This window comes from Gelidibacter japonicus, assembly GCF_010725055.1.
Taxonomy (GTDB): domain Bacteria; phylum Bacteroidota; class Bacteroidia; order Flavobacteriales; family Flavobacteriaceae; genus Gelidibacter; species Gelidibacter japonicus.
In genome coordinates this window covers 1-23,517 of record NZ_BJKB01000005.1, presented here as the reverse complement: position 1 = coordinate 23,517, position 23,517 = coordinate 1, and the positions used below count along the sequence as shown (strand labels likewise).

Here is a 23,517-nt window from a genome sequence, read left to right as displayed (position 1 = left end):
AGAATGAAACGAGAAAATATGATGCTTATTAATTCTCTTGATAGAGAGGTGCCTAGTACTGTAAATAATATGAATGTGATTCCTTTCAAAGGAGTTAACAAGCACAGACCTGAAGGCTTTAAACATGCTCCTAAAGTTGCTACATGCATTGACTTTCCTGAAGATGGAAATAAGTTGATTCAAGGTTTAAAAGAAGCGTTAATTAAATCCGGATTGAGAGATGGGATGACAGTTTCTACACATCATCATTTTAGAAACGGGGATCTAATTGCTAATAGGATATTTGAAATTGCTTCCGAATTAAACGTAAAAAATTTGATATGGTTTCCTTCGGCTTCATTTGAATGCCATTCTAAATTGATCAAATACTTAGACAATGGTACAATCCACCATATAGAGGGTAGTCTAAATGGAGCGCTCGGGGAATATGTTTCACACGGAAAAATGAAAGGCGTGGGCGTTCTACGGTCTCATGGAGGACGATATCAAGCTATTCAAGATGGTGAGGTCCAAATAGATATTTCTGTAATTGCAGCACCAACAGCAGATAGCTTTGGAAATGCTAATGGTGTTGATGGGCCTTCTGCTTGCGGTTTGTTGGGTTTTGCGTTAGCAGATTCTCAATATGCCAATAAAGTTATTGTTGTAACGGATAATCTAGTGCCTTTTCCTTGTTTGCCTTGGCAAATTCAAGGTAACAATGTTGATTATGTTGTAAAAGTAGATAAGATTGGTTTGCCCGAAAGGATATTATCTGGAACCACAGCAATTACAAAAAGTCCCGATCGATTATTTCTTGCTAAACTGACAGCTCGTTTTTGTGAACAGGCAGGAATAATCAAAAACGGATTTTCTTTTCAGGCAGGAGCTGGCGGAACATCTTTGGCTGTTAGTTTTTATTTTGCAGAAATTCTAAAAAGAAAAGGAATAAAGGCACGCTTTGCTAGAGGTGGCAGTAATAAGTTTTTGGTAAATATGTTAAGGGATAATTTGTTAGATTTCATTTTGGATGGACAGACTTTCGATTTAGATGGCGTGAATTCGATGAGGCTAAATCCTAATCATGCTGATACCAGTCCATTTACAAGTTATAATTTTCACGGCAAAGGCAATTTCGCTCAACTGGTAGATGTGGTTGTTTTGGGAGCCACCGAAGTGGATGTCAATTTTAATGGAAATGTGGCTACCCATTCAGACGGTCTATTATTACATGGTTTAGGTGGTTGGCAAAACTGTCTTTTTTCTAAATGTACAATTTTACCTATCCCTTTATTTCGTGATAGAATACCAGTAATTAAGGATCGTGTCACAACCGTTTGTGGTCCAGGGGAATTGATTGATGTTATAATAACGGAAAGAGGTATTGCTATTAATCCTTTGCGAAAAGATTTGATTGAGAAAACAAAGGGTTCTGGATTGCCAATTAAATCAATCTATGAATTAAAAGATGAAGCGGAACGAATTTGTGGTGTTCCGAGTAAACCAATATTTGGAGAAGAGGTTGTTGCGGTGATTAAATGGGTTGACGGTACTGTAATTGATTCCGTCAGAAGGGTTATTAATCCAGGCAGATAAATTTTGTTTTATCATTTACTTAATTATTGATTTAAAATACTATATAAAAAGTTATTTATAAATATAAAAACAATTAAAATAAATACTATTAAAGCCATAATAATCAATTGATTGTTAATCCAAGTGATGATTTGACCTTGTGTTTTTTATAAAAAATTTGTCATTTCAGTTTTAAATTAAACAATACATTCATTGTGATAATAAAATAATTTATGAATAAGAAGAAAATATTTGTTATAGGTAGTTGCAACACAGATATGGTTATTAAAAGTGACCGATTGCCAACGCCAGGGGAAACGGTTATTGGAGGTACATTTTTGATGAATCCGGGGGGAAAAGGGGCTAATCAGGCGGTTGCTGCCGCTCGTCAAGGAGGTAATGTTACATTTATTGCCAAAACCGGAAACGATGTGTTCGGTAGGCAATCTCTGGAGTTATACAATTCGGAAGGAATAAACATTGATTTAATATTGTCTGATTCTAAAAATCCCTCTGGAGTAGCGCTTATTATGGTTAATTCTGAGGGTGAAAATTGTATTTCTGTAGCATCTGGATCTAATGCCAATTTAATGCCAAAGGATATTGAGAAGTTTAAGACTCAAATTGGTATTGCTGATTTGATTTTAATGCAATTGGAGATACCTATTGAAACTGTAGAATATGTGTCTGAATTGGCCTTTGAAAAAAATATACCCGTGATTCTGAATCCAGCTCCAGCAAGAAGTTTGCCTGAAAAATTATTAAAAGGTCTTTTTCTTATTACACCTAATGAAAGTGAGGCTGAAATACTGTCAGGAATAAAAGTCAAGGATTATGAAAAAGCAAAGGAGGCTGCCGATGTTATTAGTGGTAAAGGCGTGTCTAATGTGGTAATTACAATGGGGGCGCTTGGAGCGTTTGTAAAAGAAGGAGATAAGTATTTCGAAATAGCTGCAAGGAAAATTACTGCTGTTGATACTACTGCAGCCGGTGATTGCTTTAATGGAACTTTGTGTGTAGGCCTCTCGGAGGGGAAGTCAATTGTGGAGTCTGTAAAGTTAGCCGTAAAGGCATCTGGACTATGTGTGCAAAAAATGGGTGCTCAATCCTCAATTCCATATAAAAAAGAACTAACGGATAACTAATAATTTAAACTAACTAATAAAAACCAAAGAATATGGCAACACATCTTATCTTTAAATTAAAGGACTTTAGAATAGTGACATTCCTTCTAATATTTATTTTTACAACTAGTACCCTTTTTGCGCAAAATATAAATATTACTGGACAGGTGACAAATGAGGAAGGAATGCCTCTTGCCGGTGTCAATGTTTATGTTAAAAACTCACAAACCGGCGCTCTTACAGATTTTGATGGAAATTATCAAATAATAGCCCCTTCAATCGCAATTATAGTTTTTTCTTACGTTGGATATAATACTCAGGAGATAGAAGTTAATGCAACGAACTCGATTGTCAATGTTGTTCTTCAGGAATCTATTGAGGGTTTAGATGAGGTCCTTTTAATTGGTTATGGAAAGTCTACAAAAAAGGAAAATACTGGTGCGGTTACTTCAATCAAATCTGATGAATTTAATAAAGGAGCTTATAGTGATCCCATGGGGCTAATTCAAGGAAAAGTTGCAGGGTTGTCTATTACTGCGCCAAATGGGGCAGATCCCATGTCGGGTTATCAAATTTTACTGAGAGGTGCAAACACCTTAACTTCTGGGCAGGAGCCATTGATAATAATTGATGGAGTAATAGGAGCTGATTTAAAGAATATAAATTTTCAAGATGTTGAATCTTTTGATGTTCTAAAAGATGGTTCTGCAGCTGCAATATATGGGACAAGAGGAACAAATGGAGTGATTATCATCACAACTAAACGAGCGAAGAGTGGTAAAATGACTTTTGAATATTCATCCCGGATATCAACTCAAGTTGCTCCCAAAAGTGTCAGAAACCTCACAGCTGATGAATTTGTGGATGCTATTAACACCTATCAGCCATCAAAAACCGGTAGTCTCTATGGGAGTAAGACAGACTGGTTTAAAGAAATTACTAGGTCAAGTCCAATTAGTTTTCAAAACACACTATCTTTCTCAGGAGGAGATGAGGTTTTGTCACACCGAACATCATTTACCCACGATAAAAATGAAGGTTTGTTGAAACAAAATGAATCCAACAGATTATTGGTAAAGACAAATATTGTTCAGAGCTTATTTAATGATATCATTAAGTTGGATTTCAATTTAACTAGTAGTAGTAGAAATTACAAGCCTGCAAGTTATGATGTTTTCAGACAGGCATTCATACAGAATCCAACTCAACCCGTCTATGATGATTCCAACCCTGAAACAGGGGGCTATTCTTTTGTTTCGGGTATAGAGTACTACAATCCAGTGGCTTTGCTCAATGAAAGAATTAGAGACGGTAAAACCAATGAACTATTAACAAATTTAAGAATAACAACAAAGATCACAGACTATTTGACTTGGGATAATTTTGTATCAGAACAAAAATCTGAATGGGAAGACAGTTCTTATAGAACTAATTTTTATCCTAATTCACTTGGGTCAGGAGGCAAAGCAGAAATTTCAAACGGAAGAAATCGAGATACACAACTTGAAAGTGTTTTAGATTTTCATGAAAACTTTGGTGATCATACTTTAGGGGTTATTGCAGGTTATTCCTTTCAGGAAAGTGAATATAATAGTTCTTCAATGAGCAATTCGGAATTTGATTCAGATTCATTTTTATACAATAACATTGGTGCGGGCTTAGGATTATCTAAGGGTAATGCGAGTTTAGGATCATATAAGGGAATGAGTCGATTGATTTCATTTTTTGGTAGAGTTATGTATAATTATCAAGAAAAATATTTATTGTCCGCGTCTCTGAGACGCGAAGGATCTTCAAAATTTGGAGATAACAATAAATGGGGTTTATTTCCAGCTGTTAGCGTAGGTTGGAGGTTAAATGAAGAGCAATTTTTGAAAGATGTTGAATGGTTGGATAATCTAAAGATACGTCTGGGTTATGGTGTCACTGGTAATCAGGACTTTGGATCTTATCAGTCCCTTATCTTATTGAAAAGAGTAGGGAGTTTGTATTACAATCAAAAATGGATCAATTCATATGGCCCGGGACAAAACCCAAATCCTGATTTGAGGTGGGAAAAAAAGAAGGAGTATAACTTAGGTGTTGATTTTTCTCTTTTTAATCAAAGATTTGGAGGAAGTATAGAATTTTATAAGCGTAAAACAGAGGATCTCCTATGGAACTTTGAAGTGCCCGTGCCACCTTATTTATTCAATGAGTTGTTCACAAACGTGGGGACAATTAGTAATTCTGGTGTTGAGGTAACTTTAAATGGATTAATCATTAACAATTCTGATTTTAAGTGGGCTATGACGCTTACCGCAAGTCATAATAAAAATATCTTGGATAAAATATCAAATGCTGAATTTACACAAACATCTTATGAACGCGGTTTCGTGGGAGGAGCAGTTACTGTGAATACACAGCGAATTCAAGAGGGTCAAGAACTTGGGTCTTTTTATGGTCCAGTGTGGTTAGGGGTAAGTGAAGATGGTGTTGATGTATTTAAAAATCAAAATCCTTTAGGAGAAGTAGATAAAAGTGATTGGGAAAAGATTGGAAATGCTAATCCAGATGCAATTATTGGATGGAGTAACTCTATGAGTTACAAAAACTGGGATTTAAGTTTTGCAATGCGCGCAGGTATTGGTGGAGACGTTTTAAATTCATATAGGCTTTATTACGAATCATGGAATGTTATAGGACTTAAAAATGTTGTGCATTCACAATACGAAAATCCAGAGTTTATTGGAAATATTACTTATTCATCAAAATATATCGAAGACGCGACTTTTTTAAAATTGGATAATATTACTTTAAACCACAATTTTAAAATTGATTCTAAAGTAATTTCCAGCTTAAGCGTATTTGCATCAGCACAAAATGTTTTTACAATAACAAAATATAAGGGCATAGACCCAGAGGTGAATTTAGGAGGGATAGAACCAGGAATAGATGCGCTGTCTTATTATCCGCGAACAACTTCGATATCTTTTGGATTAAATGCGAAATTTTAATTATTAAAATAAAACTATTATGAAATCATATTCTTTAAAAATCGTAAGCTTATTACTAATAGTTTGTTCAGTATTTTCATGTACTGATTTGTCTGAAACAGTATATTCAGAAATAGAAGCAGGTCAGTTTTTCAATAGTGAAAAAGATTTATTAGCCTACACAGGGCGAGCATACACCAAATTGCAAGATTATCCTGGAGAACAGTTTTTATGGTCACTTGGGCAGAATGCATCTGACGAAATGGTCATACCTGGTAAAGATAATGGTGATTGGTATGAGCAAGGCCGGTGGCAAGTAATTCAAAAACACACATTGAATAGTTCAACTGCTAACAACAAAATTCTTACTAAATCATGGAATATGGTTTTTGAAGGGATTAGTGCCTGCAATGAAATACTTTCTGTAATTGGTCCTATGGAATTTGAGAGTAAATTAAGAGTAGAAGGCGAAATTAAAATCTTAAGAGCTTATTATTATTATTGGGCGTTAGATTATTGGGGAAACATCCCTTTTTCAATTGACTTTTCTGAACCAGGACCTCCTCAACAACAAAATCGTAAATTTATTTTTGATTTTATTGTGAAAGAGATTAATGATAATATAGGTGCACTTCAAGAGCTTCCTACTCCAGAATATTATGGTAGAGTAACCCAAGGAATGGCTTATACACTACTGGCAAAAATGTATCTAAATGCGAAAGAATGGATTGGTGAAGATAAATATTCGGAAGCTGTGTCAGCTTGTGATGCAGTGATTGAAATTGGGGCCTATGCTATTGAGGATAATTATTTTTCTAATTTTTTAGTTCATAATGAAAATTCTTTTGAGAATATTTTTGTCATTCCATTTCATCCTAGTCTTACAGGAGACGGTTTTTACTGGGGTTATTTAACACTAAATTCATCAAGTAAAGCTTCTTTCGATATGATTGCCGATCCATGGGATGGTTTTGTGGTTCAACCAGACTTTTTTACTAAATTTTCTGAAAATGACATTAGACGCAATTCATTTTTATTCGGACAACAGTATGATAGTAATGGAAACCCTATTGTTGAGAATGGGGAGCCTTTTATTTACTCACCTACAATTGCAAATTATAATTCTCGTACTAAATGGGAAGGTGCTAGAATAGCTAAATATGAATATCAAAAAAATATAAATTACGGAGCCGATATGGAAAATGACTTCGTTCTGTTTAGATATGCAGATGTACTTTATATGAAATTAGAAGCTTTATATAGGTTAGGAAGAGCCGGCGAATTTATTGATAATTCTGATTTGCAGAAGATACGAACTAGAGCGGGGCTAACTCCCTATACTGTAGGTGATTTATCAGATTCTGAGTTATTAGATGAATTCGGTAGAGAGTTTGCTTGGGAAGGAAGAAGAAGACAAGATTTAATTCGTTTCGGTGTATATGGAAATTCTTGGTGGGAAAAACCAGCATCGGGACCAAACAAAAAGCTTTTTCCAATTCCTCAAACAGCTTTAAATACGAATCCTAATTTAACTCAAAATCCTGATTAATAATGAAGAAGGAATTGTTAATATGTCTTATTTCCTCTCTACTATTTATTAATGCCGATAGTATTAAGAAAATTGAACCTCAGTTAAAAAAATATAAAACTATAACTGTTAATGAGCTAAGAGATAAAATAGCTGGAGCGTGGATAGGTCAGATGATCGGCAATATATATGGTTTACCACATGAGAATAAATATATAGATGCCCCTGGAGAGGAAAATTGGCCCTATGGCTATATGAAAAACATTGATAAGCTTAGACAATATAATGGTGCATTTTCTGATGACGATACAGATGTTGAGTATATGTATCTATTGACTATGGAGAAATATGGTGTGGAACCAACCTATGAGCAAATGAGAGAGGCATGGATGTTTCATATCAGAGATCGTGTTTGGTTGGCGAATCGCGCAACGCTCGGGTTGATGCATTATGGTTATACCCCTCCTTTTACGGGTAAGAAAGAAATTAACCCACATTGGTTTCAAATTGACCCTCAACTAATAAATGAAATATGGGCTTATACAGCTCCAGGAATGGTTGATTATGCCGCTCAAAAATCTGATTGGGCTGCTCGTGTTACTAGTGATGATTGGGGTACAGAACCTACTATACATTATGGTGCTATGTATGCAGCAGCTTTTTTTGAAAAAGACATTAATAAATTAATTGAAATTGGTTTAAGTGCATTACCCAACGACGGTAGATACGCACAAACTGTTCGCGATATGATTGCACTTCACAAGAAACATCCAAAGTGGCAAGATGCATGGAAAGAAATGGCTCAAAAGTATTATATCAATGAACCTAATCTAACCAAAACAATTTGGAATGCTAATTTAAATGGAGCCTGCGGAATTTTAGCAATGCTCTATGGAGAAGGAGATTTTCAAAATACTTTGGATTTATCTTGTGCAATGGGGTTTGATGCGGATAATCAAGCAGCAACCTTGGCAGGTTTGTTAGGCGTTACTTCCGGATTTAAATCATTGCCTAAAGACTTGTACTTACCAATAGAGGGGTGGACTAAAGCATTTAACGATACTTATATAAATATTACTCGCCATGAATTGCCAGACGCTAGTATCGATGATTTAATAGACAGAACCTTAGCTATAGCTATAAAGCTTATTGAAGAAAAAGGAGGTAGAGTATATGTAATGAATAATATTAAAACTGTTGATATAAATATCAGTGCGCAATTTGAAGCTCCTATAGAATTTTATCTAGGTCCCCCTGTGAAAATGGAAATTAATCAACCTGTAGATTTTACATTCTATAGTAATGCAAATAAGGATTATAATTGGTCATTGATTGGAGGGGATCTTCCTCCAGGTACTACTTTCGATAAGGGAAGGCTCCAAGGTGTTCCAAAATCATTTGGAGTGTTTCCTATTAAATTACAACTTGACAATGATAAAACCTTTTTATCAAAAACATTTGATTTATTGGTAAAGAACGAAAATCTTGCTTTGAATGCTGATTCCATAATCACCAATGTTAATATTTTGAATGATTCAGTTTTAGATTCTTGTTGGACAACTTTTGGCAATTCTATTTATTCTAAATCACCAACTATAATTAATGACGGTATTTTCAATGGTCCTAATTCGGTTTTTTATAGTATTGCCGCTAAAGCAAAAATACCTAAAGTTGATTACTATGGTTATGAATGGAATAAGCCTCAAACTATTGATATGATGGTCTTTTCCACAGGAGGAATGGAAGAGTTTGGAGGGTGGTTTACATCTTTAAATGTCCAGTACAAAAACAATGAGGGTAAATGGGTCGCGGTTGAAAATCAAAGTATAGAACCAAATTTACCAAAAACCGATGTTGTTTTTTTTCAACCTCATTTTGCAGATTATATTCTGACTTTTCAACCTGTGTCGACTAATGCAATCCGAATTATCGGAGATGCTGCTGTCCAAGATCATTGGCATAAATACACTAAAAATGTATCGAGTTTCACATCAATAAGCGAACTAAGTGTTCATAATTCCCAAAAACAAAATTAGATATGAATTTAAAAAATCAGAGTTTTTTAAAAGGATTAATTGTTGTCTTAGTATTTGGAGTTCTATCGTGTAGTGATAAAACACCGAAAACATCAGACAGTAATATTAATTCAAATTCGCCAATTCAAAAAGAATCACTAGTAATTTCAAAAGAGGATTTACAAAATAAAATTAAAGGAGGATGGGCAGGACAAACTATAGGGGTTGTTTATGGAGCTCCTGTGGAGTTTAAATATAATGGCTCCCTAATCGATGAGTATCAAAACATACCATGGAATGATCATTATGTAAAATATTGGTGGGATAAAAAACCAGGACTTTTTGATGACATCTATACAGATTTAAATTTTGTAAGTGCATTTGAAAAATATGGGATGAATGCGAGTTCTAAATCCATCGCAGAACATTGGTCAAATACTGCGTACCATTTAGCCCATGCAAATCAAGCTTCACGTTACAATATTTTAAATGGGATTTTGCCACCAGAATCCGGCAATTGGAAAAATAATCCACATGCAGATGACCTTGATTTTCAAATCGAAGCCGATTTTATTGGTTTAATGGCCCCTGGAATGATTAATAAGGCCACAGAAATTGCGGATCGAGTCGGTCATGTAATGAATAGTGGTGATGGGTGGTATGGCGGTGTCTATGTGTCGGCATTATATTCATCTGCTTTTATTTTTAATGATCCAACAATGATTGTAGAAAATGCCATTAAAACTATTCCTGAGGGGACTAAGTTTCGCGAGTGCATAGATGATGTTATAAAATGGAAAAAAGAATATCCAAATGATTGGAAACAAACTTGGTTTGAGCTACAAAAAAAATGGAACAAACCTGTTGGTTGTCCAAAAGGTATTTTCTTAGGTTTCAATATAGATGCAAAAATAAATTCCGCATATGTAACCATTGGTTTGTTGTATGGTGATGCGGATTTTTCTAAGTCGATAGATATTGCTACTCGTTGTGGGCAAGATGCTGATTGTAACCCTGCAACAGTTGGTGGTGTTTTAGGAGTGATGGTAGGTTATAATGATATTCCAGATTTTTGGTTGAAACCGCTTCAGGAAATTGAAAATGATAATTTTGAGAACACAGATATGTCCTTAAGTAAAGCCTATGACTTGAGTATGAAGCATGCATTGCAAATTATAGAGGGTGAAGGAGGTACAGTAGAACAAAACCAATTGACAATTCCTTTAATGGAACCAATTGCTGTAGCCTTTGAACAGAATTTTGAAAATACTCATCCGATAGAGAGAAATAAAATAGATGAGTCTTTTACAGATGAGATAAATTTTGAATTTACGGGTAATGGATTTCTGCTTTATGGTAATATGGTAAAACGGTCTAAAGTTGACGTGGAATATGTAGATAGAGTTTCCAAACGAACTTATGGTTCTGAGTCATTTGGATTGGCAGAGCCCGATGATCCTTATGTTGCAATAATGGAAGTTTATATAGATGGTGAACTTGAAGAAACTGTAAAATTACCAATGATGAATTCAGCACGAAGATTGGAGCCCGCGTGGAAATATAATCTTCCAGAAGGAAAACATACTTTGAGATTAAAGTGGATAAACCATAAATCTGAGTATGAATACAGAATTAATGATTTAATTGTATTCTCAAAAAATAAACCAGTGAGCAATTTGCCCATATAAACCAATAATATTATGAAATTTAGATTTTTAAAATATTTTTTTCTCTCCTTTATTTTCGGCGTTTTGATATATAGTTGTGCTAAACTAAATTCTCAAACAGCAAATAATACCATTCCTATTGAGACATTTAAAATCTTTTCAAAAAAAGAATTGAAAGATAAAATAAGAGGAGGTTGGGCTGGACAGACTATTGGGGTAACGTTTGGTGGTCCAACAGAATTTCGCTTTAAGGGGACTATGATACAGGACTATCAAAAAATAATCTGGCATGACCATTACATAAAGGAAACTTTTGAAGCAGACCCGGGACTATATGACGATGTATATCTCGACCTTACTTTTGTCAATATTTTAGAAAAGGTGGGGTTAAATGCACCGATAGATTCATTTGCTATAGAATTTGCGAACGAAGACTATAAATTATGGCATGCTAACCAAGCGGCACGGTATAATATATTAAATGGAATAATGCCTCCTGCCTCTGGTCATTGGATGAACAATCCACATGCCGATGATATCGATTTTCAAATTGAGGCTGATTTTGCTGGTATGATGGCGCCTGGCATGACTAATACCGCATCCAAATATTGTGATGAAATTGGTCATATTATGAACTATGGAGATGGTTGGTATGGTGGTGTTTTTGTTTCTGCTATGTACACACTGGCTTATGTGAATGATGATCTTGATTACGTAATTGCAGAGGCGTTAAGTACAATACCAAAAGAAAGTCTTTTTTATAAAACTATAGCAGATGTTATTCAATGGCACAAACAATATCCTGATGATTGGAAACAAACTTGGTTTGAAATAGAAAAAAAACATACATCGGAGAAAGGATGTCCAGAGGGGGTCTTTAATTCGTTCAATATAGACGCAAGGTTAAATGCAGCATATGTTGTTGTCGGGTTGTTATATGGCGAAAAAGATTTTTTTAAGACAATGGATATCGCGACTAGATGTGGACAGGATTCAGATTGTAACCCAGCAACAGCTGCTGGGATTTTAGGTGTAATGTTTGGTTACGATGCTATACCAGATTATTGGAAGCCAGCATTAGAGGAAGTGGAGGACATAAACTTTCCATATATGGATATAACTTTAAATGATGTTTACGCTTTAACCTATAAACATAGTCTGCAGTTGATTGAGCAAAATGGAGGGGAAATTGACGGGGAAACAATAAAAATAAAAATACAAAAACCAGAAACGGTTAGATTTGAAGAGTCCTTCACTGGGCTTTATCCTTCTGAAGAACGTTATCTAAGAGAACATTATACAACCGAAGATATTAATATAGATTTCACTGGGAATGGTATTGTGGTTTTAGGAAATGTAAACAGTATTTGTAGTGTACCATCAAGTGATTATGTCGCACTTTTGGATGTTTATATTGACGGCGAAAAAGTAGAGCAAGTAAAGATGCCCTATGATTATATCGTCCGAAAATATGATATTTTTCATAAGTATTTATTAGATAATAAGGACCATCACGTAGGAATTAAATGGGTAAATAAAAACGCTGATTTCAGTATTTATATGAAATCAATTGTGATCTACGCTGACACTCCAAGTATTTAATAAGATATTAAATCCGAATTACGATGTTCGTCCTTAATCTAATAAATGGTTTTTATAAATCGTTGTGGTTCTTTGCACTACCCATACTCTTGGTTAGCTGTACCAACGATTTTGTTTCTGAACAGAACCCATTCCCTAAGGATGATGAAATACCGTTCTCAAGACTTATTACTAATCAGAAATTTTATAGTAATGCGTTAGGAGAGGATTTCCAATACGCTGTTTTATTACCTGATGGATATGATAAATCGAAGGATGATTATCCTGTAGTATATTTATTACATGGCTACGGGAATGATGAAAAAGCTTGGTATTATGATGGTATGATACAATATTATTCTGACCGATTCAAAGATGAGATTACCTCAATGATCTTTGTTATCCCAAGGGCATACAATACATATTATGTTAATCGGTATGATGGAAGATATCCTTTTATGAATATGCTTACAACAGAAATGGTGCCAGAAATAGATAAAATATATAGGACGAAACGTGATAGTAAAAGCAGAGCAGTAATGGGGTATTCTATGGGGGGGTATGGAGCATTAATTCTACCGGCCCTAAACCCGCGTGTGTTTTCAATTGGGGTTCCTTTAAGTATGTCATTTAGAACAGACGGTCAATATATTGAAGAGCCTCAAGGGGTTTATGATTATCAATGGAGTCCCATTTTTGGTGGAATTGGAGCGAACGGACAAAATAGAATCACAGATCATTTTAAACAATACAGTCCTTTTCATTTTTTTAAAGATCAAGCTACAAGTAATTTTTCTAATTTAAAATTACTGATTGATTGCGGAGATGACGAGGTGTCTCTTTCTGTTACGAACGATAAGTTGCACACTTTATTAAAAGATTTGAATATTTCGCATGAATATAGAGTGAGAAATGGAGGTCATTCGTTTGATTATTGGAAAGAATCTTATCCTGAGGCTCTAAAATTTATTAGCAATGCATTTCAAGAAATAGAATATAATGATGAGCCTGAGCCCGTGGTAATAGGGAAGACGATTAAAAAAACCGACTATGAAATTCAAACGGTTTCTGGCGTTACCTTAAAAGTATTAAAGAACAAAGAGTACGATGTTTCCAATACTTCTCAGTTTCCTGTTTTGTATTTGATTCATGACATTGATGATCAATCCTCTGAAGATCAATTAAGCACCTTGTCCATACTTAATAATGCAATGAATGACAAAATAATTCCATCTTCAATCATTGTGGATATCCTTTTAACTAAAGATCTCAACCCGAATAAAATAGATGAAATAATTAGCTATATGGACACTAATTATAGAACACTACCAAACAAAGAAAATAGGGTAATCATAGGAAATTCGAAAGGAGGACTTATGGCGGCTCAATTTGTAAATGTTGAACCTTCTTTTTTTAATTCATGTTTTTTGTTTGGTGCTAAGTTAACAGGCAAGAATGTGGTGCCAACTGTTAACGTTTTCTACTATCTTGATATTGTTGACAAGAGTGATCAATATAAGGGCTACCATAATATCTATTTGTCGATAAGGGAGCAAAACATTGAGTATGAATATAGAGTAAGACAAGGGATTGATGGATATCAATCATTTCTAAACGGTTTAAGTAACTCACTTTCTGTTATTAATAAAAAATTATAATCAAACTTCATGAGGAATCTCCTAATAATTTTGTTTTTTCTATTTCAATCTCACAAAGGTTTGACTCAGGATATGGTATTTACTTATGAAGGAAAATCAATTGATAGTGAAATTCTTAGTCAGTCTGTTAAGTATTCCATAATTCTTCCTAAAGATTATTATGAAAGCAATAAAAGTTATCCCGTAGTATATCTTCTTCACGGATTAGGAGATAGTCATTACTCTTGGTTAGAGTACGGTAGATTGAGCCAGTTTATAGAGAAAAAGGTACAGAATGAAGAGATCCAACCAATGATTTACGTAATGCCGGAAGGTTACCGAACATATTATGTAAATGATTTTTACGGTAAATTTCTTTATCAAGACATGTTTGTGAAGGAACTTGTTCCATATATTGACGCCAATTATAGGACCATACCCGATAATAGGAGTAGAGCAACAATCGGGGTTTCTATGGGTGGTTTTGGTGCTTTAATTCTCCCGTTAAAACATCCTGAAATATTCTCAGTTTGTGTGCCCTTGAGTATCTCAATCCGGACAGATGATCAATATATGACAGAAGACCCAAACGAATGGGATGAGCAATGGGGAAGACTTTTTGGCGGTGTAGGTTTATATGGTCAAGCAAGAATTACTCAATATTATAAAGATAATTCTCCTTTTCATTTGTTAAGCAAAGATAATTTAAATCAATTTAAAAAATTAAAAATTTTCATTGACAATGGGGATGATGAGCAAACCCTAAGCAAAAGTAATGAAGAATTACATATCCTACTAAGAGAGTTGAATATTGATCATGAATTCAGAGTAAGAAATGGTGGACATTCTTTTGATTATTGGAGAGGCTCACTAATAAATGGGCTTAATTTTATAGATGATGCATTCAATCAAAAACCATATCGGGGAGATGAGAAAAATAACATCTTTGAAGATTCTACGGTCAATATACTAAGTTCAAATTTGATACGAAATAATGAATTTGACATATTGTTGCCAGATGGTTATGAGAGTTCTTTTCGTTATTACCCAGCTGTTTATTTTATAGGTCAATTTGATGCTTCAACCAAGGAAATCATATCTAAAACAGTAATAGATAAAACTAAAGAAAACAAGTTTCCACTGAGTATTTCTGTTTTTATTGATTTGGTAGATGCTAAGTTGTCTCTGGATTCTATTATATCCAATGTTAAGAAAAATTATCGAATTCGTGAAGGTCGTCGTTTTCAGTCTTTAATAGGTTATAAAGAGGGTGGGGCAAAAGCTTTGGACTATGCTGTTAGGACAGCAGGATTTACCTCATGTGCTGTTTATGATGCCCCTATTGATATCCGAATTTTCAATGCACTAAGCGCGCCTAAAATTAAATCCTTAAAATCTAATTGGTTTTTCATATCTACAACCGATAAAAGCTTTAATTATAAATCAAACGGTTTAACTCACATCATATTAAAAGAGAAGGAAATATATCATGAATATAGAGTAAGTGAAGGCTTCGGGGATATCGATTGGTTTTTGAATGAGCTTCCAACCGCTTTAGATTTTAGTCAAAAAAAGATTCATTATTAAAGTACCCTATGAACAACAAGCTATTATTAATTATTAAAACTTATAAATTATGAAAAACTCAATTAAATTTTTAAACGCAATTTCTATTTGCTTGACATTATTTTTAGTGTCTTCTTGTACAACGGAAATAGAAGGTACTGCAGAGTATCCTATAGTACCAGATTCGAAAATTAAGTCTATAAGTTTTGACGCTGACTGGGGTTCGGAAAGCTGGGTTTACACTTATGACTCAGAGGGTAGAGTAACAACAATTGCAAATTCATGGGAGGGTGGAGAACCAGAAATAATTACGTTTGATTATTCAGCAGAGAATTTAGTAATTACTAAAGGGAACAATAGTACTTATTACAAACTTGATGATAAGGGTCGTATTAGCAGAGAATTATGGAATGACGAAGGGACTGAATACGCAGGTTTTGAATATAATAGTGAAGGTTTTTTAATAAAAATCATTGAGCATTACGATGGGGAAGATCATTTAAAATATGAAAATAAGATTACTAAAAATAATATTACCAATAGAATTAGGTATGAAGACGACGGTACAACCATAAGAGAAGATAGGGTTTTTGATTACACAATTGGTGATAATTCAAGTTCGATTCACCAGATTTATGCTGTGGATTCAGAGTGGAAAGTTATCAGTGGATTATATGGTAAACAAAGTAAAAAATTGGTGAAAAACTATGTTAGAAAGTTGGCATCGGATCCAGATTCCAATTATGGAGCAAGCTATGAATATACATTTGACGATGAAAACCGAGTAGCAACGCAAACAAAAAATGGCACAGGCAGTGGAGGAAATTTTTCTGAATCATGGTCATATACCTACTATGAAGATTAGTTTGAATTAAGTTAGCACCATACATAATAATTAAGATAATATAACATATTAATAACCCAAAAAAATAAATCATGTTTGTAATAGACAATTATTCTTTAGCCGTTTTCTTATGCGTAATTACAATGTTGTGTTGGGGCTCTTGGGCCAATACACAAAAGTTAGCTTCCAAAAAGTGGGGTTTTCCGCTTTTTTATTGGGATTATACATTGGGAGTGATTCTAATATCTCTTGTTTTTGGTTTAACTATGGGAAGTAGTGGTGATAGTGGGCAAGCATTTATACCAAATTTAAGTGATGCATCTATGAATGCAATTTTTTATGCATTATTGGGAGGTATTGTTTTTAATATGGCCAATTTATTATTAGTTGCGGCTATAGATATCGCCGGTATGGCAATTGCATTTCCAATTGGAATAGGGATTGCATTAGTGTTGGGTGTGGTAGTGAATTACGTAGCTATACCTGTGGGAGATCCAATCTTGTTGTTTACTGGAGTAGGTTTGGTGGCTTTGGCAATAATTGTGGATGCATTAGCATATAAGCGTATTTCAAAAGGAGCGGCGACAACAAAAGGAATAGCGATTTCCTTAGCGGCTGGGGTCTTAATGGGTTTCTTTTATAGATTTGTAGCAGCATCGATGTCTTCAGATTTCGCAAATCCTACAGAAGGTTTATTGACCCCATATACTGCGGTGTTTGTATTTTCAATAGGAATATTTATTTCTAACTTTTTATTCAATACTTACTTTATGTATAAACCCATAAGTGGTAGTAAAGTAACATATAAAGATTATTTCAATATAGGAACGCCTAGACTTCATTTTATTGGAATTTTGGGAGGTGCTATATGGTGTATAGGCTTTATATTTAATATGATAGCGGCTGGAGAAGCTGGATTTGCAATTTCATATGGTTTAGGACAAGGGGCAACAATGGTTGCCGCCATTTGGGGAATTTTTATATGGAAAGAATTTAAAGATGCACCCAAAGGAACAAATAAATTAATAGCGCTGATGTTTTTGTTGTTTATTGTTGGCATTACACTAATTATAATGGCAAAAAATGTTTAATTAAAATGAACCGTTTTAACGTGAAATTTGTCTTTTAGCTCTAAGTTAATAGGGATAGAATGTATGGAGTAGAGGGAGGTGTTGTCTATAATAATAGTATATAAATACAATTTATCATATAGGTTTATTATTGGAATATTTCATTTAGGATAGTGTATTTGTTGTTTCGATGCAATTAAGGTAGTGTTTTGGGTATCAAAGTACCAAGGCACTTTCAGAAAGCCTTAAAACCCTTGTATTTACACGGGTTTTATTGTATATTTATAGTAACAAAAACCCCGAAAATGACCTATAATGTCAAAAAACGGGGTTTCCAAAAATAATCTATCATGAAAGTACAAAGAATTTCTGACCTGCAAGGTCGTTTTTCTCTTTTTTCCCCTGAGCGAGGATTATGGCAATTTTTACTCGCGATTTATAGAAAGCGACCTGGGAAAAATACACCAGGCCATTCCCTGGGACAATTTAGTTTCCCATTTCAACCTTACCGAAGAAAGACATGGACGCGACATGCTCTTTAGTCCCAAAGGTCGTTTGGGATTAATGTTCTTAAAACATTATGCCTGCTGTTCCGATAGAAAGCTGGTAGAACAGCTAAATGGCAATTTGGAATATCAATTCTTTTGTGATATTGCCTTGGGCGACAAGCGTCTTGATAATTACAAGATCGTCAGTCAAATAAGATGTGAGCTGGCAGACCACCTTGATATAGATTCCACAGAAAAAATATTCTACGGGCACTGGTCCGACTTTATCGCCAGTGCCAATCAAGCCACCACAGATGCCACTTGCTATGAGAGTGAACTGCGTTATCCCACTGTACAGAAACTGTTATGGGAGGCAACGAGCTGGTTGTACAATCAGCTACGTAAGACCTGCCGTATTTTAGGGACTAGGATGGTCCGCAGTAAGTACCCAAAGTGGAAACGTCGTTACCAAAGCTTTAGCAAGATGCGCCGCAAGACCAATAAAAAACGGGTAAACTTGACAAGAGCGCTGCTCAAATTGCTAAAGAAGTTTATAGGTTTTGAGGATCAATTGCGAAAATCCCACGACCTGACCTTTACGGTACGCTACTACAGAAGAGTGGCAACCATAAGGAAAATATACAAACAGCAAGAAGAACATTTCAGGGCCGGGGAGAGAATAAAAGATCGCATCGTTAGCATCTCGAAAGATTACATACGGCCCATTGTCAGGGGCAAAGAAGTCAAACCTGTTGAGTTTGGAGCTAAGGTCAATAAAGTACAGGTTGATGGGATCAATTTCATAGAACATATCAGCTTTGATGCCTTCAATGAGGGCACAAGGCTGCAATCCACAGTCCATAAAACACAAAGCCTTACCAAAAGGAAACTAAAAGTACTGGGTGCTGATGCCATCTACGCTACCAATAAAAACAGAAAGTTTGTGACCAGGCATGGGATAAAGACAGATTTTAAGCGCAAGGGAAAGCTGCCCAAAGGCTATGCGGACGAAAAGAAGCTAAAGGCACAAATCACCAAAGAAAGAGCTTCGAGATTAGAAGGCAGTTTTGGCAAGTAAAAAGAACATTACCACCTCAAAAAGATCAAGGCCAAAACCAAGAAAACTGAAATACTTTGGATATTCTTCGGGATCCACACAGCAAATGCATTGGAAATAGGAAGGCGAATGCACGCTAACTTGAACCAAAAAGCAGCCTGATTTTAAATTGGCAAAAAAACTAAGGGGAACGTGCGTCCTGTCGTCAGGAAAAAACAGTAAAATCCAATCCTATCATAAAAAAAGAACCAATTAACCAATAATACTTCAATAAAGCCAAAAATTGTAAAGACCTGTTTCAAAAAATCAACTGTTTTCTGAAAGTGCCTACCAAGCATTACGTTCATATATGTTTTTTTAATTATCTACTAAAACATAATTGTTCGTTTTGTATCATACTACAAGATTAAGCAAAATATCCTAATCTGGTAAAAACTCCCTAAAATGGTCAACACGGGTGATATAATGAACTTAAGTCATTTCGCTTCATCGGAATGGATTTCGCAATGGTGGAATAGATGTTCTCTTGGAACACCCCTCCTACAAGTAAAATAAATATATACAGTTGATTAATGCCGTTGAATTGTCATTAAATGGCCTGTTGGCCATCAATAATATATTCTGGGAAAACACTCTTCCTTTTATGTAACACGATAATCAATCACCGTTATGCATACTTCGAGCTGAATTTTGGCGTCATGAGCCAGGTACAATACCTTTTTGGCTTTACCTGTCTTATACATTACGAGTCAAGTATCAAGCGTAACTTAAATGACATTCCTAAACAATACCACTATCCGATGAACTTGACTAAAGCTATTTCTCGTACGACAAGGAATTTAGTGAGATAAAATCAATTTCAAGCCTTCACTATTGTTGATAGTATTCCATATCGTGTTCACTTTTGTTCCTAAAAATAACTAATTAATGTAGGTAAATAGGTACGGAATAAACAAAGATTTTTGATGAAATTTTGGTGTCAAAACGGTTAATATTTAATGAAAATTTGATGCGTTTTTCTATAAATATCATGCCTGAAGAACACTTATTAAAACTTAGTTCAACCCATCATTATTTGCGCTAATAGTTTAACTCCTAATAAGAATTGAATGAGGGTAGTTGCGGAATCTATACGTAGTTCTACGTATTTTCATAAAAATTTCACGATTGGAATCCAAGAAGCTTGATAAATATTGAAAAATCTTCATATCTTGACCTTTCCTAACTTATAAAAAACGTAAAACACTCATCTTGTTGTAAGGGTGAGTGTTATGCTATGTTTTTATTGGCTTTCAATCAATTTCAATGACAAAAACTAAATTAACCTTATCTCAACTCGAACAATACTTATCAAAAGCAGCTTGGATTCTTAAAGGTCCGGTTGATGCTTCCGATTTTAAAGTTTATATATTTCCGCTACTATTCTTCAAGCGGCTATCCGATGTTTACGATGAAGAATACCAACTCGCATTAGAAGAATCTGATGGTGATGTGGAATATGCTTCTTTACCAGAATTTCACCGATTTGAAATTCCAGACGGTTGTCTTTGGAAAGATGTTAGAGAAACAACTGTCAATGTTGGACTGGCCATTGAAAAAGCACTTCGCGGAATTGAACAGGCCAATCAAGAATCTCTCTATGGTATTTTTGGCGATGCTCAATGGAGCAACAAAAACAAGTTATCAGATCGTTTATTGACTGATTTAATAGAACACTTTTCTCAATACACCTTATCAAATTCATTAGTTGAACCAGATATTTTAGGGAATGCCTATGAATATCTTATTAAACACTTTGCTGATTTAACCAACAAGAAAGCTGGCGAATTTTATACGCCGCGTTCTGTCGTCCATTTATTAGGTTTAATCTTGGATCCGCATGAGGGCGAAACCATTTACGACCCTGCATGTGGTACTGGTGGTATGTTGTTGGAGTGCGTAGATCATCTCAAAGAAAACAACGAAGATTATAGAACACTTAAATTATTCGGGCAGGAAAAAAACTTAACCTCCAGTTCTATTGCCAGAATGAACATGTTTTTACATGGCATTGAAGATTTTCAAATAGCAAGAGGCGACACTTTGAGACAACCTGCTTTTTTTGCAGCCGATGGTTTAAAGACCTTTGATTGCGTAATCGCCAATCCACCGTTTTCTCTAAAGGAATGGGGAGCAGAAAATTGGGCCAATGATCCTTTTGGACGAAACATTGCCGGGGTGCCACCAAAGGGAAATGGCGACATGGCCTGGGTGCAACATATGATTAAATCTATGAACAGTACCGGCCGTATGACCGTTGTTCTTCCTCATGGTGCCTTATTCAGAAAAGGAGCCGAAGGCAAAATCAGACAGAAGTTATTGGAGGAGGATTTGTTGGAGGCCGTTATTGGTTTAGGCCCTAATATTTTCTACGGAACTCAATTAGCCGCTTGTGTACTTGTTTTTAAACAGAACAAAGAAGAAAGTAAAAAGGATAAAGTCCTGTTTATTGATGGTTCCGACCAGGTGAGAGTAGGCCGTGCACAGAACTATCTTGAAATAGAGCACGTGCATCAATTATTTGAGTGGTATAATCACTATGATAATGTTGAAAACTATGTGAAAGTAGCTGCCATGAGTGACATTGAAGAAAATGACTTTAACCTGAACATTCCGTTATATGTTGAAAAAATCATAGAGGATAATTTACCAAGTGTAGAAGAAGCGCTTTCCGATTTAAAATCGGCTTGGGCAGAAAGCCAAAAGGCTGAAGAAAAATTTAAAACTATTTTAAAGACGTTTATTTAAAATAATGAGTCCCAAAGAACTTCACGATATACTAAACAAAAGAGAAGGAACTACCATTGAGTATAAATTGGCTCAAGTTGGTGTTCCTGGATCTTTGTATGAAACGGTGGTAAGTTTTAGTAACACGGACGGAGGCATAATCGTTTTGGGTGCTGATAATGATGGAAAGATACATGGTATTGATGAAAGTAATTTGTCTAAGTATATTCAAGATATTACTGCTAATTTAAATAACAGGGAGTGCATTGATCCACCTTTATATCTTAAACCAATAACGGTGCGTCTTCAAGAAGGTAATTTAATTGTTTTAAGAGTGTATGTCTCCTCTCAACTACATACTTATGCTGGAAAAATTTATTTTAGGTCAGATGATAGTGACCAAGATATTACAGGAAATCAAAATAAAATTTCAGAAGTTTATTTTCAAAAACGAGAGTACTTTTCGGAAAACACTATTTATCCGTTTTTAAAAATGGATGATCTAGATCCAAAACTATTGCAAAAAGCAAGAGCAATTATAAAAAATGTCAATAGTATGCATCCTTGGTTGCAGATGAGCGATAAAGATATGCTTGCTTCTGCCTCACTTTATCGTACAGATTATAAAACAGGAGAACAGGGATTTACACTTGCGGCAGCTTTAATTTTTGGAACAGATGAAACCATAGCTAATTTGCTTCCTGCTTATAAAGTAGATGCTTTAGTCAGAAAGGAAAATACAGATCGATACGATGATCGATTGCTACTAAGAACCAATCTTATTGATACCTATCTACAATTGCAAGACTTTGTTAAAAAGCATTTAAATGAAAAGTTTTTTACAGAAGATGGGCAACGTAAAGATTTGAGGGAACTTATTTTTAGAGAGGTGATAGGGAACGTCATTGTACATAGGGAATATACCAACGCACATTCGTCTGAATTAATTATTTATAAGGATCAAGTGGTCGTAACCAATCCAAATAAAGCCTTGTTTCATGGCCCACTGGACCTGGACCAATTTAATCCTTATCCCAAAAACCCTAATATAAGAAAGTTTTTTACAGCTTTTGGTTGGACAGATGAGCTGGGCTCCGGAGTGCGAAATATCAAAAAGTATTTAACTAGTTATGTCCCTGGAGCAAAACCGGTATTTATTGAGAACGACATTTTTATTACTCAAATTCCTTTAGTGAATGTGACCTTACATGATTATCAAAAGGAATTGGTTGCGATGTTTAATTTCTCAGATGAAATAAGCGATTATTTAAAAAGAAGTTTGATGCAAATACCACTTCCTACAGCTTTAAATAAGGCCGATTGGGAAACCGTTTTGCTACGTTTGGTGTCAAGCTGGGCCCAAAATGGTGCCAAGCTAGATCAGCTTGATTGGCCAAAAAAACAAGTGTTTACAGAATCTGAAATTAAAAAGGTGCCAAGCTGGACTCAAAATGGTGCCAAGCTACTTCATAGAAAAACAAGCTATCTTATTAGAATATTGTTATTAACCATTGAACCTCATTACTGTCCCATTAAAACTTAAAATTGTTCTTTGAAATATTTGAAATTTAGTTGGTTATAGAGGTTTGTCAGCCGAACGGACTTGAAAACATAGCTTTGTTGCCAGATGAATCTGCCAACCTAT

14 protein-coding genes are annotated in these 23,517 nt (G+C 34.9%); all 14 read left to right on the top strand.

The window, feature by feature from the left end; genetic code table 11:
- Positions 1–3: 3 nt before the first annotated feature.
- The 14 genes from G6N06_RS06715 (at position 4) to G6N06_RS06645 (ending at position 23,415) form a co-directional block, all read left to right on the top strand.
- On the top strand, positions 4–1,575 hold the full coding sequence (locus tag G6N06_RS06715) for a citrate lyase subunit alpha (protein ID WP_163515304.1): 1,572 nt from the start codon (positions 4–6) through the stop codon (positions 1,573–1,575).
- A gap of 212 nt (positions 1,576–1,787) precedes the next feature.
- Entirely contained in the window at positions 1,788–2,699 is a 912-nt protein-coding gene (gene rbsK, locus G6N06_RS06710; RefSeq protein WP_163515303.1) for a ribokinase, read from the top strand.
- 32 nt (positions 2,700–2,731) lie between these two features.
- On the top strand, positions 2,732–5,674 hold the full coding sequence (locus tag G6N06_RS06705) for a SusC/RagA family TonB-linked outer membrane protein (protein ID WP_163515302.1): 2,943 nt from the start codon (positions 2,732–2,734) through the stop codon (positions 5,672–5,674).
- A gap of 19 nt (positions 5,675–5,693) precedes the next feature.
- Complete coding sequence (locus tag G6N06_RS06700) at positions 5,694–7,202, top strand: RagB/SusD family nutrient uptake outer membrane protein (RefSeq protein WP_163515301.1); 1,509 nt, start codon at positions 5,694–5,696, stop codon at positions 7,200–7,202.
- A 2-nt stretch (positions 7,203–7,204) separates the two neighbouring features.
- Positions 7,205–9,217, top strand: coding sequence for an ADP-ribosylglycohydrolase family protein (locus tag G6N06_RS06695; RefSeq protein ID WP_163515300.1), 2,013 nt, complete (start codon positions 7,205–7,207; stop codon positions 9,215–9,217).
- A gap of 2 nt (positions 9,218–9,219) precedes the next feature.
- A complete protein-coding gene (locus tag G6N06_RS06690) occupies positions 9,220–10,884 on the top strand; it encodes an ADP-ribosylglycohydrolase family protein (RefSeq protein WP_163515299.1) in 1,665 nt (554 codons plus the stop codon).
- 12 nt (positions 10,885–10,896) lie between these two features.
- Positions 10,897–12,465, top strand: coding sequence for an ADP-ribosylglycohydrolase family protein (locus tag G6N06_RS06685; protein ID WP_163515298.1), 1,569 nt, complete (start codon positions 10,897–10,899; stop codon positions 12,463–12,465).
- Between the two features lie 23 nt (positions 12,466–12,488).
- Complete coding sequence (locus G6N06_RS06680) at positions 12,489–14,102, top strand: alpha/beta hydrolase-fold protein (RefSeq protein ID WP_163515297.1); 1,614 nt, start codon at positions 12,489–12,491, stop codon at positions 14,100–14,102.
- A 9-nt stretch (positions 14,103–14,111) separates the two neighbouring features.
- Complete coding sequence (locus tag G6N06_RS06675) at positions 14,112–15,668, top strand: alpha/beta hydrolase-fold protein (RefSeq protein ID WP_163515296.1); 1,557 nt, start codon at positions 14,112–14,114, stop codon at positions 15,666–15,668.
- Positions 15,669–15,717: 49 nt separating this feature from the next.
- Complete coding sequence (locus tag G6N06_RS06670; protein ID WP_163515295.1) at positions 15,718–16,512, top strand: DUF4595 domain-containing protein; 795 nt, start codon at positions 15,718–15,720, stop codon at positions 16,510–16,512.
- A 71-nt stretch (positions 16,513–16,583) separates the two neighbouring features.
- A complete protein-coding gene (locus tag G6N06_RS06665) occupies positions 16,584–17,582 on the top strand; it encodes a multidrug DMT transporter permease (protein ID WP_163515294.1) in 999 nt (332 codons plus the stop codon).
- 348 nt (positions 17,583–17,930) lie between these two features.
- Entirely contained in the window at positions 17,931–19,127 is a 1,197-nt protein-coding gene (locus G6N06_RS19850) for a transposase (protein WP_503826523.1), read from the top strand.
- A gap of 1,284 nt (positions 19,128–20,411) precedes the next feature.
- Positions 20,412–21,893: a type I restriction-modification system subunit M gene (locus tag G6N06_RS06650; protein ID WP_163515293.1), complete on the top strand. Its 1,482-nt coding sequence runs from the start codon at positions 20,412–20,414 to the stop codon at positions 21,891–21,893.
- A gap of 4 nt (positions 21,894–21,897) precedes the next feature.
- Complete coding sequence (locus tag G6N06_RS06645; protein WP_163515292.1) at positions 21,898–23,415, top strand: RNA/DNA-binding domain-containing protein; 1,518 nt, start codon at positions 21,898–21,900, stop codon at positions 23,413–23,415.
- The last annotated feature ends 102 nt before the right edge of the window (positions 23,416–23,517 follow it).